Source organism: Spirulina subsalsa PCC 9445, assembly GCF_000314005.1.
Classification (GTDB): Bacteria; Cyanobacteriota; Cyanobacteriia; order Cyanobacteriales; family Spirulinaceae; genus Spirulina_A; species Spirulina_A subsalsa.
Window position 1 is genome coordinate 798,129 of sequence record NZ_JH980292.1, and the last position, 15,587, is coordinate 813,715.

Below are 15,587 nucleotides of genomic sequence, written 5' to 3' on the forward strand. Positions count from 1 at the left end.
AATTTTGAGTGAACAGCAGCCCGTTGCAAAAATAAAAAATAATTAGGGGTGGGTTGCAACGTATGATTAGAGATTGGGTAAAATTATTACGGTGACTGTTATTTTATGACTAGCACAATCTTTAGGCCGTTGGAAAGCAGACCGGATAGTTATAAAGCTTTGTATCAGCAAGGTGAAGCGTTGCGAGATCGGCGGCGCTATGAGGAGGCTTTAGTTTATTATGATAAGGCGATCGCCTGCAACCCCGAGGACTTTTGGGCATGGTATCGCCGAGGCACGGTATTAGAAGAATTAGAGCAGTATACAGAGGCTGTAGAAAGCTATCAGATTTCAGTAGAGTTAGACGAAAAGGCTTACTGGGCTTGGTATAGTTTGGGCTGTATTAGCTTGGATGAGTTGGCGGAATATGAAAATGCGATCGCCTATTTCGGGAAAGCAATTGAAATTCAGCCCGATGATTATTGGAGCCATTACCGTCAAGGGGAAGCTTGGCGACGTTGGGGGAATCCGGAGCAGGCGATCGCTTGTTTTGATCGAGCGCTAAAATTACGTCCGGGAGACTATTGGGCTTCCTACCGTCGGGGGGATGCCTTCCGCCAAGGGGGGGAACTCGAAAAAGCCCTCTGGAGTTACGAACAAGCGGTACAAGCCAAGCCTCGGGACTATTGGGCATTATATCAATGTGCCAAAATGTTCAAACATTTAGGCAATTTTTCCGCCGCGATTAACAGTTATGAACAAGCCCTCAAGGTGCGCCCGGATGAGGATGCAGCTTGGTATGAGTTAGCTATTTGTTATGGCATGGTGGATGATTTACGGGGAACAGTTCGTGCGTTAGATGAGGCGATTTATCTTTATCCCAGTAAGTATCAAGAATTAGCCCGCACAGAAATTATTTTTAAACGCTTTAATGATGAGCGAGATTTTCAGTGTTTGTTTGATTATTGGGATGATGTTTCCTGTGAGGAAAATAATCCTGACAATGAGGCGTTAGATCCAGAAGCAAATCAGGAGTTAACGACAAGTACATCTTCCGAATTGTTAGGGGATTTGGATCGGGAAGTGCCAACAGAATCGGAGTTAGTGGCGGAGGACGTTGTAGCCGAAAGTGCTGATTCTGTGCCGAATGTGGCAGATGTTCAGGCTGAATTATCTCTAGATACTGAAGTAGAACCACCTGCTTCTGTAGGAGCAGAGAAGGATAGTAAACTGGATGTGCTAACGGTGAGTCAGTCTTCAGAATCTGTGGGAGATTCTGTTGAAAGTGACGGGGAAGAAAAGTAGTTTTAGGTTCGTTTTAAGACTCAATTTTAGAGGGGAGTCGGGAATAGGTAATAGGTAATAGGTAATAGACATCTCCCCCTCTCCCCTGCTCCCCCTCTCCCCCTATTCCCCGTTCCCTGTTCCCTTAACTTGTCAAGATTGGGACTTGCCTGTTGAGCAAGGATCACGCTATGATGGTGAATTGTGTCGAATAAGTAGAATCGAAGCGAATTCATGCCTAAACTAAAAACCCGTAGAGCGGCAGCCAAGCGGTTTAGAGCGACTGGAAGCGGCAAAATTCGCCGTCGCAAGGCGGGGAAAAACCACTTACTGCAACATAAAAGCTCTGAACAAAAATATCGCCGCTTGTCCCAATTGTCTTTAGTCAGCGAGTCAGATGAGCCGAATGTGCGTCTGATGTTGCCCTATATGTAATCAATTGCCCATTGATTGTCAAGAGTCTAGTGTCAGAGTTCACTGATCTAGCCTGTTGTTGCCCAAATCTAACTTATCCAAAACCCTAATCAACTGCTATGACAAGAGTAGTAAGGGGCAATGTTGCCCGGAAACGTCGTAAAAAAATCCTCAAACTCGCCAAAGGGTTTAGAGGTTCTCATTCTAAACTGTTCCGCACCGCGAACCAACAGGTGATGAAGGCTTTGCGGAATGCTTATCGCGATCGCCGCAAACGGAAACGCGATTTTCGTCGTCTGTGGATTGTACGCATTAATGCGGCGGCTAGACAACATGGTATTAGCTACAGCCAACTGACGAACAAGCTAAAACAAGCTAACATTCAACTCAATCGTAAGATGTTGGCTCAGTTAGCCGTTTTAGATCCCGAAGCTTTTACTAAAGTGGTGGAATTGGCGACGAAATAAGCCGAGAATGACCAAAATCAAGGTTTTTCCTGAGAAAAGGGACAAGATTTGTCTTGTCCCTTTTTGGTGTTTAGAGAACAGGGAACGGGAAGGGGAGCAGGGGAGAGGGGGAATAGTGGGTAGTGAATAGCCGAAAGTCTTGACTATTGCCTTTTCCCGATTCCCGACTCCCTAGGGCGCAAGCATTGCGCCCCTACACCGACTCCCGACTCCCTATTCCCGATTCCCTCCCCAGACAAAACCTAACTCAAGCCACCGTGAGTTAAAAAGGCGATCGCCTGATGGGTAACAGGTAAGCTATCCACTACCATCCCAGTACAAAGTAGCATCATGTACAAGATGGAATATTTAAACATGGACTTGGCTAATTCTTTATCTGTCGGCGCTTGATAGAGTTGCCAAGCTTTGCGGATAAAGATCACCCCCAAAAGGGCGGCAATCGTGCCGTAAACGACACCAGACACCCCCAAGGGATAAATCAACAAGAAGCTACAAGGAACCACCAACAGGGTATATAAACCAATCTGTTGAACGGTTTTTTCTTCCCCCACAATCACGGGCAACATGGGAACATTGACCTGGGCGTAATCATCGCGAATCATGAGGGCTAAAGCCCAGAAGTGGGGGGGAGTCCAGAGGAAGATCAGGCCAAACAGCAGCCAAGCGGGCCAAGCCAGTTCCCCGGTGACGGCTGTCCAGCCTACGAGGGGGGGAATAGACCCGGCCGCCCCACCAATGACGATGTTTTGGGTGCTATGCCGTTTCAGGAAATGGGTGTAGATGACCATATAAAAGGCGATGCCGGACAGGGCGAGGAATCCACTCAAAAGATTGACGAAGAGGGCAAAGAGGCTAAAAGAGAGGACTCCTAGGGCGATCGCAAAAATGAAGGCATGGCGGGGCTGAACACGACCAGAAGGGATGGGGCGTTTCCGCGTCCGCACCATTTCGTAGTCAATATCTTGATCATAAATGCAGTTGAGGGTCTGGGCTGAAGCCGCCGCTAGTGTTCCCCCTAACAAGGTGATGAAGAGGAGAAACGGATCCACTTCTCCCTCGGAGGCAATCCACATCGCGGCCGCTGTGGTAATCAGCAGCAAGGGGATAATCCGAGGTTTCGTTAATTGGTAGTAACTTTTGAGAACGTCTAAGAAATTCTCGTGTCTGGGCGAGTAACTGGTCCCAATCATTCAGTTCTTTTCCTTGTTCTAGGGTACAAAATTGATCATTGATAATTGAGGCTTGTTGACTAGGGAATTGGGAGTCGGTGTAGGGGCGCAATGCTTGCGCCCTAGGGAGTCGGGAGTCGGGAGTTGATTAGTATTCCCCATTACCTATTACCTATTACCTATTACCTATTACCTATTACCTATCCCCTGTTCCCCGTTCCCCGTTCCCTGTTCCCTTCTTCAACAATTACTGGTTGTTTCCTGTTGTGGGATTTGACGATTGCGAATCCCTAAGACGGTGAAGCAAACGAGACTACCCAGTAGGGCGGCCCCGATGGCTTGGTGGGAGATGGTGAGGGGTTCAATTTGCAGGTGGAGGTAGTAGGTGCCAACTCCTAAGAGAATTTGTAAGAGGAGTAAGGCCCCGGTGATTTGGGCTAGAGTCCGTAAACCGCGAGGGAGGGCAGGGGTGCGCCAGGCCAGAATCACTAGGGTTAGGGTGGCAATGGTGGCGGGAATGACTCCCACCAGGTGGCTATACATCACTGCACAGAGTTGGGAACCGGCTAGACATTGGTGCAAAGCCCACCGGGACCCAACTAAACCGCCGAGAAGACTTTGTAAGTAAATCAACAGGGCGGCTAAACCACTAACCCAGGGTAGGTTTTTCCCGACTCCGGTTCTTTGTTGGGGGAGGAGGAAACAGCCCATCACTAAGAGGGTGGAGAAGAAGAGGAGGGCGGTTCCGAGGTGGGCGGTTACGATGTCAAAGCGGAGGAGTTGGGTAACGGTGAGGCCGCCCAGTAACCCTTGCACGAGGATGAGGGCGAGGGCTAGGGTGGAAGCCCAAGGCACCCAACGGGGGAGACGCTGCCGCCACCAGAGGGAGAGTCCCAACAGGGCGATCGCACTTAAACCAATTAAGGCCGCGTCTAGGCGATGAAACCACTCTAGAAAAACTTGTAGATTCATCTGTTGGGCGGGTATCCATTGGCCATAACAGAGGGGCCAATCGGGACAAGCTAATCCCGCATTCATCACGCGGGTAGCACTCCCCACGGCCATTAAGAGAAAGGTTGCGATCGCCATTTTCCACAGTAAACGGCGAATCTGATCTTGAGGTTGTGCCACCTCTGGGGAAGTTGTAGGCGAATTTTGGGGGGGTAAAACCGATTCTGTCATAGTCTCTCAAAGGGTAGGGCGTGAACTCCCCCACCCTGCCACAGGGTAGGGTGGAGCTTCGGGATTCAACTTAAAGGTGGGTGAGGATATACAGCAGGGCGAATAAAACAATCCAGATGATATCGACGAAGTGCCAGTAAATCTCCGCCATCTCTACTCCGGTATGTTTGGACTCGTTGTAATGTCCATCACGGCGCGATCGCCAAACCACGCCCAAAATGAGTAAAACCCCCACCAATACATGGAGGCCATGAAAGCCCGTCATCACATAAAAACAGCCGGAAAAAACATTAGTAGACAGGCCATAACCCAGATTCAAATATTCATAAACCTGTCCCCCCAAGAAGATAATTCCCATCAGGGCTGTAGCGACATACCAAAAGCGCATCCCTCCCACATTATTTTTCTTAATGGCGCTATCCCCTTGGTGAATGACAAAACTACTGGAGATCAGAATAATGGTATTGATGGCGGGGAGTAATAACTCAACTTCTGTTCCTTCCGGTGGCCAAGTGGTAGTCGAGGCTCTATAGATTAAATAGGAGGCAAATAAGCCCCCAAACATGAGGGATTCTGAGGCTAAAAAGATGAGTAAGCCCAATAAGCGATAATCTTCATGTTCCCCATGACTTTCGCTATGGGCAACAGGTTTACCGCCATTTTTTGAAGCATCAATAATTGTGGTCATGCTGTATTGTCCTTTTGTAATTTACGGCATTTATTCGGAGAGAATTGGGCTAATTTAGCCTAAGTTTTTCGCCCATTTTGTTATTTTTAAAACATCTCCTGTGATTGACGAATGATTCCCCGTAGGGGCGGATTGCATCCGCCCATGAGGTTAGGGTTTTGTTGGGTTTCGCGCTTGGCTGCACCCAACCTACGGGTCAGTTTGAGGGCGAAGAAATTCCGCCTTAACTGACCTCTGCTTTCACTTCTTCCAGCATTTCCTCGACGGTTTCCTCTGCTGGGCTTTGGGTATCAATGCCATAGTCATAGGGGCCAGCCCAGAGAATGGGTTCTTCGTCGAAGTTTTCGATGGCCGGGGGGGAGGTGGTTTGCCACTCCAAGGTTAAAGCGCGCCAAGGATTGCGCCCGGCCGGTTGACCTTTCATCCAACTCCAAACCATATTCACGATGAACGGCAACACCGAAAAGCCCAATAACATGGAACCATAGGTGCAAATTTGATTAATGGTGGTGAATTGGGGGTCATACATGGCAATCCGCCGAGGCATCCCTTTTAAGCCCAATTCGTGCATGGGTAAAAAGGTTAAATTCGCCCCAATGAAGGTTAAAACAAAGTGAATGCGACCGAGGGTTTCGTTATACATCCGCCCGGTGATTTTGGGGAACCAGTGATAAATGGCCGCATAGATACCAAACACGGAACCGCCGAATAAGACATAGTGGAAATGCGCCACGACATAGTAGGTGTCGTGAACGTGGAGGTCAAAGGGGGCAGTGCCTAATGTCACTCCACTCAGTCCACCAAACACAAACATGGCCAACAAACCCACCCCGAAGAGTAAGGGGGAAGTGTAGCGGATTTTGCCACCCCAGAGGGTTGCAACCCAGCTAAAGATTTTAACCCCTGTGGGGACGGCGACAATGAGGGTTGAGATGGTGAAAAACATCCGCATCCAGGGGGGGGTGCCACTGGTGAACATATGGTGAACCCAGACAAATAGCCCCACAATACAAATGGCGAGACTGGAATAGGCGATCGCCTTATAACCAAAAATCGGCTTACGGACATGGGTAGGAATGACTTCCGACATGATGCCGAAAATGGGCAGAATCATCAAATAAACGGCCGGGTGGGAATAAAACCAGAATAAGTGCTGATAAACCACCACATTTCCCCCCATTTCTGGGCGAAAGAACCCTGTCCCGAAGTTAATATCAAACAACAGCAGGATTAAACCCGCCGCTAAAACCGGGGTAGAAAACAGGGCTAAAATGGAAGTTGCCACCATTGCCCAACAAAATAGGGGCAGTTGATCCCAACTCATGCCGGGGGTGCGCATTTTGAAGATGGTCACTAAAAAGTTGAGTGACCCCATAATGGAGGAACTCCCCACCAACACAATGGCCAAAATCCAGAGGGACTGACCGACATTATTGGTGATTAAACTCAAGGGGGGGTAAGAAGTCCAGCCCGATTGAGCGCCGCCGAAAAATAGGCTGATGATCAGTAATAATCCGGCCGGGGGGTTTAACCAAAAGGCGATCGCATTCAAATTCGGGAACGCCATATCCTTCGCCCCAATCATCAAGGGAATCAAATAATTCCCAAACCCCCCAATAGCCGCCGGAACAACCCAGAAAAAGATCATCATTGTTCCGTGATTGGTCAAAAAGGCGTTATACAACTCCGGGGAAAGTAGGTCAACATCTGGGGTCGATAATTCCGCCCGCATAAAGAGCGCCATTACCCCACCAATCAAATAAAACAGAAACGACGTAACCAGATATTGAATCCCAATCACCTTATGATCGGTGTTGTACCAAAAATAATGATACCAAGACCATTTTTCCGGGTGCTGATGACCCGTTGGCTGGCTAGGTGGTGTATCTAAGGGTAATTCTGCTTGTGTCATGAGTTAATGCTTTCTACTGTTCTCGTCAATTCACGAACTCCCTCTCAGGAGTCCCCATCAGGACTGGTGTCCTCTCAGTGCAGATGTTGCAACGCCGTCAGGGTGTCTTCATTCACCCCCATTTGTTCCACAAAAGGCTCCAGAAAAGCCCCATTGGAATCATCCCGTTGCACCGCCACCGCTTGGTTTAAATCCGGCACCGTGGCGATTTGATTCTCTGCTACCCACTGGTTATATTCCTCTTGGGTGTGAACAATCACCTCCGTCCGCATCGCACCGTGATAGGCCCCGCACAACTCCGCACAGACGACGGGATAATGTCCCGTTTGAGTCGCCACAAAGCGCAATAGGGTTTTCTCTCCCGGAATGGCATCTTGTTTAATGCGGAACTGGGGCAACCAGAACGAATGAATCACATCTTGGGCTTCAATACTTAGCTGGACATCTTTCCCCACAGGAACATGGAGTTCCCCCGCTACAATCCCGGTGTCAGGATAGTTAAACAGCCAAGCGTATTGAATCCCGGTGACATTAACGGTTAAATCTGGGGGTAACTTCCCCTCTACCGGGGTGGCTCCGATGCCATATTCTCGGTTATCTCCTTGAGCCATCAATAAATTAGCTTCACTGCCGGGTAAACTAGCAATCTCAACAGAATGATGGCTGTGATTGTGGGCAAGGCCAGACCCAATGGCATCAAATCCCCCCATTTGGCTATAGACATCCACGCTGTAGATGCCTAAACCAATCACAAGAAAAGCCGGAATAGCCGTCCAAAAAATTTCTAGGGGTAAGTTTCCCTCCACATAAGGCGCATCGGTTTCATCCCCCTTTTTGTGCCGAAATTTAATCATGGTGAAGAGAATCGCCCCTTCTACTAATAAAAAGAGGGCTGTCCCAATTGTTACCATCACTTGAAAAAAATCATCCACTAAGGGGGCTTGTTCCGAGACTTGTTCCGGTAATAGACCATTATTTTGACCATACCAAAAACTAATCCCGGTGACGGCAATCCCCAAGGTTAATGTAATCAGTGAAATGGGAACGGTTTCTTTTTCTTTTGCCATATCGTCGTTGACCTCTGGTAATCATCTAATGTAGCCACTATTTCCCATGTAAACACTGAGTTAAGGGAAAGTGCGGCAAAATTCTACATTTTTTCATAACTGTTCCCGATAGCCGTTACATCAATCAATCCCCAACCAATCAATCTCAAACCGATCAATCTTTGATGGGTTGGTATTTAATGGTTCTGTCAAGGCATTGTAGCGTATCTCCTCGATTTGCAACTTGTCAGGACTCACAAATTGCCATGAAATCTCTAAATCTGAATTTTGTATTAAAAAACAACAATAATTCTCGAAAAAATATTATATTTTCTTTAGATTTGCGGCGGGGTGATGGGTTAAATCAGTGCATCCCAACGGTTCAAACCTGCCAGAATTTTCTGGAATCAAGCCCCGTGGCGTTGGATCTATGCCCAATGGCGATATGACATTCACTCTGAATCCAAGGGAGACAAGCCGATGCTCGAAGGATGGTTAGATTGGCTGGGAGACAGGAATCCCCAACTGTTCCGGGAACTCAAAGGTCGTTTAAAACCCCGTAACATCCTGTTGGCCGTGGGGGCTTCCTTGATGGGGCAATTGTTGCTGGTCTTACTGGCATGGCAACGCTTTGAGAACTTCATCCATAACGTTCAACAAGACTCCGCCTATTGTCAGGCAAGTAGTCCCGCGCTGCATCAACTGATAGACCTGAATCGACAGAATCAAATTTTAACGGAGAAACTGAATCAAGCTTACGGCATCATGGAGGCAGATCAGGCGACCATCAATGCCTTATCGGCTCAACTGGGGGAAGTCCAAGAGCAAATTCAACAACTGGCGGCTCCTTGTCCTCCTGAGAGTATTAATACCGTCCTGTGGTGGGTTGATCAGACTCCCAGTTACTTTGCGACGTTAACCCTCATTAGTTTAGTCATCCTGTTGGTGGGGGGGGTTTATCTGCTGATTCAAAATCTGGAACAGGAAGAGAAAAAAGGCACCCTCACCTTTCTCCGTTTGTGTCCCCAATCCACGCCGCAATTAATGCTAGGTAAGTTGCTGGGGGTGCCGATTGTATTGTACTTCGCGCTGGCTTGTGCCTTACCCCTTCATGTTGGGTTAGCCCAACTTTCTGGGATTCCCTTGGGGGTGTTATTGCTGTTTTATGGGGTGTGTATAGCGGGGTGTGGTTTCTTCCTGACGGGAGGGATCTTAGTGGGTTTATTGACTCAGACCTTGCAGCAGGTGGGGTTCAAGGGGTTTCAGGCTATTGGTGGGGCTTTTGGGATGGCGATCGCACTGAGTTCTCTGTTCGGTGCCCTAATGGACTACCAACCCGAACCCAGCGCTATGATGATCTTCCATCTTTTAAATCCCTTTGCTTGGTGTCATGCCTTGATGCCGCAAGCCTTCAGTTTCTTTAATTCAACCTCATCATGGTTCGATCCGACCCTCTCAGGAGACACCCCCCAAACCTTTTTAAGGATGCTCCATTTTTATCGTCTCCCCATTGGGTCTAATCCGCTCCTGCTAGCCCTCTTTTTGATCGCCAATGCTCTATTCTGGAGAAAATGGTTAGGTGGCATGATTGAGCGTTGTTTCCGCAATCCTAACGGCAGTTTATTGAGTAAGCGTCAATGGTATGGCTTGATGCTGTCATTTCAGATCATCTTTTTAGGGTTAGTTTTAGTACCGAGAGGGGTTTCTGAGGGGGATTTATACTTAGATGATTTATTTTGGACATTTTTCCTGCTAATCCTGATCAACACCTTCTTGTTAGTGTGGGCTATTTTAACCCTCACCCCACGACGACAAACCGCCATAGATTGGGCGCGCTATCATCATCAAAAGAGTAACACTGGGCTAGTGGAGTGGTTAGAAGGAGAAAAAAGTCCGGCATTAGGGGCGATCGCACTTTTACTCCTCATCGCCGCCATCTTCTTCCTCCCTTGGCTGTGGCTCATGTCTCATCATATCTCCCTCGTCGCTAATCCCAACGTTGCCCCCAAACTCCTAGTCCTCGTCGCAGGGGTTGCCTTTTATGGCTTGTGGCTGCTGATTTACGCCAGCATCACCCAACATATTTTTCTCTTCTCCTTCAAACAACCCCATCTTTGGGCATTTGTGGTCAATAGCAGTATTTTCTTCTTCCCTCCCCTGCTCCTCACCATCTTGGAATCCCAAAACAATTGGTCTGATAATCGGGGGATTTGGCAGTTTTCCTCCTTACCTTGGGTTTACTTAGATTCAGCCAGTCCTTTAACCCTTGGCTTATCTTTACTGACCCATACCTTAATCGCGGCCGTTTTAGCCCAAGTATCCCTCTCCCGTATCCGTTACCTCGGAAAATCCACCACCCAAACTCTGTTAAATCGATGAGGGTCTTTTATTTGAACAAAAATAGCGACGCCCCCCCACTTTGCACCCTCGCACGTGGGAAGAACGTCATCTGAAAAAGCGGTCTAGTCATTGAACCTCCCATCGCTGAAAGCGAGGGATTCCCATATAGACTCTTATCTAGGGTCTGCTGAATAACACCAGATGCTAGGCTCAACAAGGGAACAGGGAACTCTTAACAGGGAACAGATTATCTAAAACTGGCACGATTGCCTATTCCCGACTCCCGACTCCCGACTCCCGACTCCCGATTCCCCAACTCTCGGACTTATTCAGCAAGCCCTATCTAGACCGAAGTCCCCGACAGAACGCCATTACTGGGCTGTTTGACCACGGGCGCACCGACCGCAGTTAATCCGCGCTGTTTTACGATCATTGAAGCAGCAACATCCCGATCCACGGTGTAGCCACATTCAGAGCAAGAGTGAACCCTTTGAGAGAGTTCTTTCTGACCTGTATGGGTTCCACATTCAGGACAAACTTGAGAGGTATAGTCTGGAATAACTAAAACTCCTACCTATTACCTAACCTTAACAAGTTAAACTTGTTAAGGTTGGGGAAGCCCTAACTAAACCCCAAGACAAGCGGCTAAATCTGCCTCGGGTGTGGTAATGGCTTGCAGATGATAATGATCCGACAACAACTTAAACACATTGGGCGAAATAAACGCAGGTAACGTCGGACCCAGACGAATGTTTTTAATCCCCAAATACAACAGCGTTAATAAAACCGCCACCGCTTTTTGTTCATACCAAGATAAAATCATGGATAAGGGCAAATCATTCACCCCCACCTCAAACGCATTAGCGAGTCCCAAAGCAATTTGAATAGCAGAATAGGCATCATTGCACTGTCCCACATCCATTAAGCGGGGTAATTCACCAATTTGACCTAAATTTTTGTCAAAAAAGCGGAACTTCCCACAAGCTAGGGTTAAAACAATACAATCCTCCGGCACTTTTTCCACAAATTCGGTGTAGTAACTGCGTCCCGGTTTCGCCCCGTCACAACCGCCGACTAAGAAGAAATGACGGATTTTTCCTTGTTTGACGGCTTCAATCACCGTATCGGCAACACTTAAAACCGTATTGTGAGCAAATCCTACCATCACGTGACGGGCTTCTGATTCTTCCGTAAAACCAGAGAGACTATTCGCTTTTTCAACCACGGGACTATAGTCTACATTCCCTTGTTCGTCAGCCGCTAAATAGTTAAGACCCGGATAACCCACAGGCCCCACCGTAAACAGTTTTTCCTCGTAGGTTTCATGGGGCGGCATTAGACAATTTGTTGTGACAACAATTGCCCCGGGGAAACGGTGAAAATCTTTCGTTTGGTTCTGCCATGCTGTGCCGTAATGGCCATAAAAATGGGCATACTTTTCTTTTAAACGGGGATAACCATGAGCGGGTAAAAGTTCCCCATGGGTGTAAACGGTTAACCCTGTGTTAGCGGTTTGTTCGAGAATGGCTGAGAGTTGTTTAATATCATGACCTGACACTAAAATGGCTTTACCTAATCGGGGATTCAGGGGGACAGAGGTAGGGGTAGGATGACCATAGGTGCTAGTGTGTCCCTGATCTAAAAGTTCCATCGCCCGCAGGTTAATTTCTCCGACTTTAAGGGCTAAATCTACCCAATCGGGTAAACCTAAATCATCCCGATCAATAGCGGCTAAGGCTTCATGAATGAAGGTATAAACCGCATCATCTTCTTGCCCTAATTCGTAAGCATGGAAGGTATAAGAGGCTGCCCCTTTAATGCCGTAGATAACCGTCAGTTTTAAGGAAAATACATCAATGTTGTGATCAATTTGACTCAGAAATGGTAAAGCGGCTTCCTGCCCTTGGGTCACTAAGCTTTCATCCCAATTGGGTTGATAATTGGAGAGTTCTGACCACTGGGCATTTTCCGGGCTAAGGGCTTTAATTTGTGCCTTGAGTTGTTCCCGTTTTTCAATACATTGCTGAATGTAATTTGTAAAGCGTTTGCTATTAAAGTTAACATTCGTCATGGTAGCAAATAGGGACTCACAGGTAAACACATCTAAATCGTGAGTATTAATGCCCAATTTTTTGGCGGTTAAAACAATGGGAGCAACTCCTCGCAAACAATAGACTAAAATATCTTGAGTGGTGTTGACTTCAGGACTCTTTCCACAAGCTCCCCATTGATGACAACCGTCTCCACTCGCGGTTTGTTCACATTGTTCGCAAAACATAGTTTTTGTCCTTTTCGTTGAGTATATATGCTTAAGATTGACCTATTTTTCACTTGAATACACTTGAGGGCGCAATCTTAAAGAAGTTGAAGCAAAATTTAGAGAAACTGCTGCTTTTTTTCGCTGGGAATGTATAGCCGACTAAGGTTTATTGTAGTTGTTTTGATAGAGGATTTGCGGCAATATTTGCTAAATATTCTTTAAATTCGTTTAAGTTTAGTAAAGTTAGGGGTAACTACCCCTGAGTGCGGTCGAAGAGGGCTAACCAGAGCCGCCGATGTCCATTTACGGCACTATAAAAAAGTAAATCAATTAACAGTTTAAAACTGAGATCCCTTAAGGCATCTGGGGTCAGATCCTCATCATTGCCCCGGCGCTCTAAATAAGTGTTGCTGAAGGTGTCAACATAATCCCCAAGTAATGCCACCCGGCAGGGATCTTGTTCTTGGGCGGTCATTTGTTCTAATAGCATGATCCCCCGTCGGACTAATTCTTGCTCTTGGTGGGCGAGATGGCAAATCACGAGGACGAGGGCGCGGGCTTCTTCTACGTCGAGCTTTTTCCGCCCCCCGGAACTTTTGCGTTCGGGGTTGGATTGCCGCAAGCGCCACAGGGCTACGCGATCGCCAATTAAATGTTCTAGCTTAAAATAGGCGACAGCTTGAAGAATCTCTTTAGAACCGATCCCAGAGAGAGATTCTAGGGCAAGGAGAAGTAAATCTAGGTGGGTTTTAATGTTGTCCAGTTGTCCCGCACTGGGGGAGGACTGGAGGGAAAGTTCTTCCCAAGGGGAAGTCGGGGAGGACTGCTCAACAGTAGAGTACATGGCTTTATTTGAGAGAACAGGCTAGAGTTCCTTGGAGGAATTCTGTCGCATTTTCAAGGGTTAGGGGTTTGGCAAATAAATAACCTTGTCCTAAGTCACAATTCATGGTTTGTAATTGGGCGAGTTGCGCGGGGGTTTCTATGCCTTCTGCAACAACGGTCATGTTTAAATTACGCGCTAGGGTGAGAATATTCTGGACAATGGCCTGACTTTCTGACCCTTCATCAAGACGGTTAATAAAAGAGCGGTCGATTTTCAGGGTGGTTACGGGTAGATTATGCAGACGACTGAGGGAGGAATATCCGGTGCCGAAGTCATCGATACAAAGTTCAATACCTAAATCTGCAATTCGCCGCAAGCTGTGCATTCCTTCGGCGGTGGTCGCCCAGAAACCTGTTTCTGTAATTTCTAGTTTTATAGCGGCTCGACTTCCTTCTTGAAGATAGTCTGACCAATTGATTTGTTCCAACGCTTCTAAACATTGACGATGGACGTTAGAAATATTAACGTTCATTGTCAAGCTGGCTGCATTTTTAAACTGTTGCTGCCATTTTTGCAGTTGTTGACTGGCGGTTTTTAATGCCCAGATATCGAGTTTATGAATGAGTCCAATTTCTTCGGCAATGGGAATAAATTTATTGGGAAATAGTAAGCCTTTTGTGGGATGATGCCAGCGAATTAAGCTCTCAAAACCGACAATTTTAAGGGTCGATAAACAAATAATCGGTTGATAGTGTAAACAAAATTGTTCTTGTTCTAAACCTGTTCTTAAGTCGGTTTCAATTTGAATCCGTTCTAGGGTTTGGGTTTTGAGATGAGGGGTCAGGAAGGAATAAGACCCTTTGCGATAGTTTTTGGCATGGTGGAGGGCAAAATCCGCGTCACGCAGGAGTTCCATTGAGTTTGGATAGAGATCCACTTTGGGAATAATGCCCAGACTAGCATTAAGGGCAATGTGATAATGTTCGATATTAAAGGGGCGTTGAATGTCAGCTAGGAGAATTTGTGCGAGGTTTTCGAGGCTGGCGAGATTGTCATGGGAGCGCAATAATATGACAAATTCATCTCCTCCCAAACGGGCAATACTTTCTGGGGGGGATAAATACCATTGAATGCGTTCGGCGAGTTGTTTGAGCAGTTGATCTCCGACAAAATGACCGAAGCGCTCATTGACGTTTTTAAAGCGGTCTAAATCTAACAGAAAAATGCTCCAATCTTCGCCTTTTTCCTGTAACACTCGCTCTAAAGAACCGAGTAACCAAGAACGATTCGGTAAACCTGTTAAGAGGTCATGGGTGGCTTCATAGCGTAGTTGTTCTTCTTGGTGTTGGAGTCGTTGGAGGGCTTGGGAGAGTTCTTGGGTGCGATCGCCAATTCGTTGTTCTAACTCCTGATTGAGTTGCCTAAGTTGCTCTTGGGCTGCCTGTTTAGCCGCAATTTCTGTGATTAATTGTTTATTTTGTGCCTGTAATTTTTGTTGCAACCGACTGAGGTTTAGATGCAGTCGTAAACGGCTTAATACTTCCTCTTGTTGGAAGGGTTTACAAATAAAATCAACGGCTCCGGTGGAGAGTCCTTCTAATTTATGTTGTAAATCTGATAAAGCGGTTAAATAAATAACCGGAATGTCTTGGGTTTTGGGATCATCTTTCAGTCTTCGACAGATTTCAAACCCGTTCATTCCGGGCATAGCAATATCCAGTAGAATTAAATCTGGCTTGATACTTTGTAGTTTCTGTAAAGCCGTTTGACCATTTTGGGCGACCAATACTTTAAATCCAGCTGCTTTTAAGAAGCCCAAGAGAACCCTTAAATTAATCGGATTATCATCCACCACGAAAATTGTAGCCTTTTCCTCAACTAAGCTATCCATAGATATTATTAGGGCAGGATCACTGTGGATTCACGCACGGGATTCACGCATTCAATGCACGCACTCAATTCACGACCTGTTCTTTGAGGAAATCTAGGTGATCTCAAAACCGGACGATTGGACTGTGGA

12 protein-coding genes and 1 pseudogene are annotated in these 15,587 nt (G+C 46.9%); 4 read left to right on the forward strand and 9 right to left on the reverse strand.

The features are described 5' to 3' along the window. Positions 1 to 105: 105 nt before the first annotated feature. The 3 genes from SPI9445_RS24285 (at position 106) to rplT (ending at position 2,144) form a co-directional block, all read left to right on the forward strand. Positions 106 to 1,284: a tetratricopeptide repeat protein gene (locus tag SPI9445_RS24285; RefSeq protein WP_017303442.1), complete on the forward strand. Its 1,179-nt coding sequence runs from the start codon at positions 106 to 108 to the stop codon at positions 1,282 to 1,284. Positions 1,285 to 1,497: 213 nt separating this feature from the next. Further along, positions 1,498 to 1,698, forward strand: coding sequence for a 50S ribosomal protein L35 (gene rpmI, locus SPI9445_RS0104045; protein ID WP_017303443.1), 201 nt, complete (start codon positions 1,498 to 1,500; stop codon positions 1,696 to 1,698). Positions 1,699 to 1,796: 98 nt separating this feature from the next. Next, on the forward strand, positions 1,797 to 2,144 hold the full coding sequence (gene rplT, locus SPI9445_RS0104050; RefSeq protein ID WP_017303444.1) for a 50S ribosomal protein L20: 348 nt from the start codon (positions 1,797 to 1,799) through the stop codon (positions 2,142 to 2,144). A 242-nt stretch (positions 2,145 to 2,386) separates the two neighbouring features. Here rplT and SPI9445_RS0104055 read toward each other — a convergent pair whose 3' ends face one another. From SPI9445_RS0104055 to SPI9445_RS0104075, 5 genes are all read right to left on the reverse strand, one after another. Continuing rightward, positions 2,387 to 3,334 carry a heme o synthase gene (locus SPI9445_RS0104055; RefSeq protein ID WP_017303445.1) on the reverse strand — a complete coding sequence of 316 codons (948 nt, stop codon included), beginning with the start codon at positions 3,332 to 3,334 and terminating at the stop codon, positions 2,387 to 2,389. 219 nt (positions 3,335 to 3,553) lie between these two features. Continuing rightward, positions 3,554 to 4,495, reverse strand: a complete 942-nt coding sequence (locus SPI9445_RS0104060) for a COX15/CtaA family protein (protein WP_017303446.1) — start codon at positions 4,493 to 4,495, stop codon at positions 3,554 to 3,556. Between the two features lie 70 nt (positions 4,496 to 4,565). Continuing rightward, positions 4,566 to 5,183, reverse strand: a complete 618-nt coding sequence (locus SPI9445_RS0104065; protein WP_017303447.1) for a cytochrome c oxidase subunit 3 — start codon at positions 5,181 to 5,183, stop codon at positions 4,566 to 4,568. A 223-nt stretch (positions 5,184 to 5,406) separates the two neighbouring features. After that, complete coding sequence (gene ctaD / locus SPI9445_RS0104070) at positions 5,407 to 7,095, reverse strand: cytochrome c oxidase subunit I (RefSeq protein WP_017303448.1); 1,689 nt, start codon at positions 7,093 to 7,095, stop codon at positions 5,407 to 5,409. 74 nt (positions 7,096 to 7,169) lie between these two features. Further along, complete coding sequence (locus SPI9445_RS0104075) at positions 7,170 to 8,162, reverse strand: cytochrome c oxidase subunit II (RefSeq protein WP_017303449.1); 993 nt, start codon at positions 8,160 to 8,162, stop codon at positions 7,170 to 7,172. A 459-nt stretch (positions 8,163 to 8,621) separates the two neighbouring features. On the opposite strand from SPI9445_RS0104075, the gene SPI9445_RS0104080 reads away from it, so the two are divergent. Further along, positions 8,622 to 10,520 carry an ABC transporter permease gene (locus SPI9445_RS0104080; RefSeq protein ID WP_017303450.1) on the forward strand — a complete coding sequence of 633 codons (1,899 nt, stop codon included), beginning with the start codon at positions 8,622 to 8,624 and terminating at the stop codon, positions 10,518 to 10,520. A gap of 304 nt (positions 10,521 to 10,824) precedes the next feature. On the opposite strand, the pseudogene SPI9445_RS29095 reads toward SPI9445_RS0104080, so the two are convergent. The 4 genes and pseudogenes from SPI9445_RS29095 to SPI9445_RS0104095 form a co-directional block, all read right to left on the reverse strand. After that, positions 10,825 to 11,043 (reverse strand): annotated as a pseudogene (locus SPI9445_RS29095) (zinc ribbon domain-containing protein); the annotation flags it as partial. Between the two features lie 63 nt (positions 11,044 to 11,106). After that, complete coding sequence (gene hcp / locus SPI9445_RS0104085; protein WP_017303451.1) at positions 11,107 to 12,759, reverse strand: hydroxylamine reductase; 1,653 nt, start codon at positions 12,757 to 12,759, stop codon at positions 11,107 to 11,109. A 235-nt stretch (positions 12,760 to 12,994) separates the two neighbouring features. Further along, the gene (locus SPI9445_RS0104090; RefSeq protein WP_017303452.1) at positions 12,995 to 13,585 is read right to left on the reverse strand and encodes a DUF3038 domain-containing protein; all 591 of its coding nucleotides are present in this window, start codon (positions 13,583 to 13,585) and stop codon (positions 12,995 to 12,997) included. 4 nt (positions 13,586 to 13,589) lie between these two features. Then, entirely contained in the window at positions 13,590 to 15,458 is a 1,869-nt protein-coding gene (locus SPI9445_RS0104095; protein WP_017303453.1) for a two-component system response regulator, read from the reverse strand. Positions 15,459 to 15,587 lie beyond the last annotated feature (129 nt).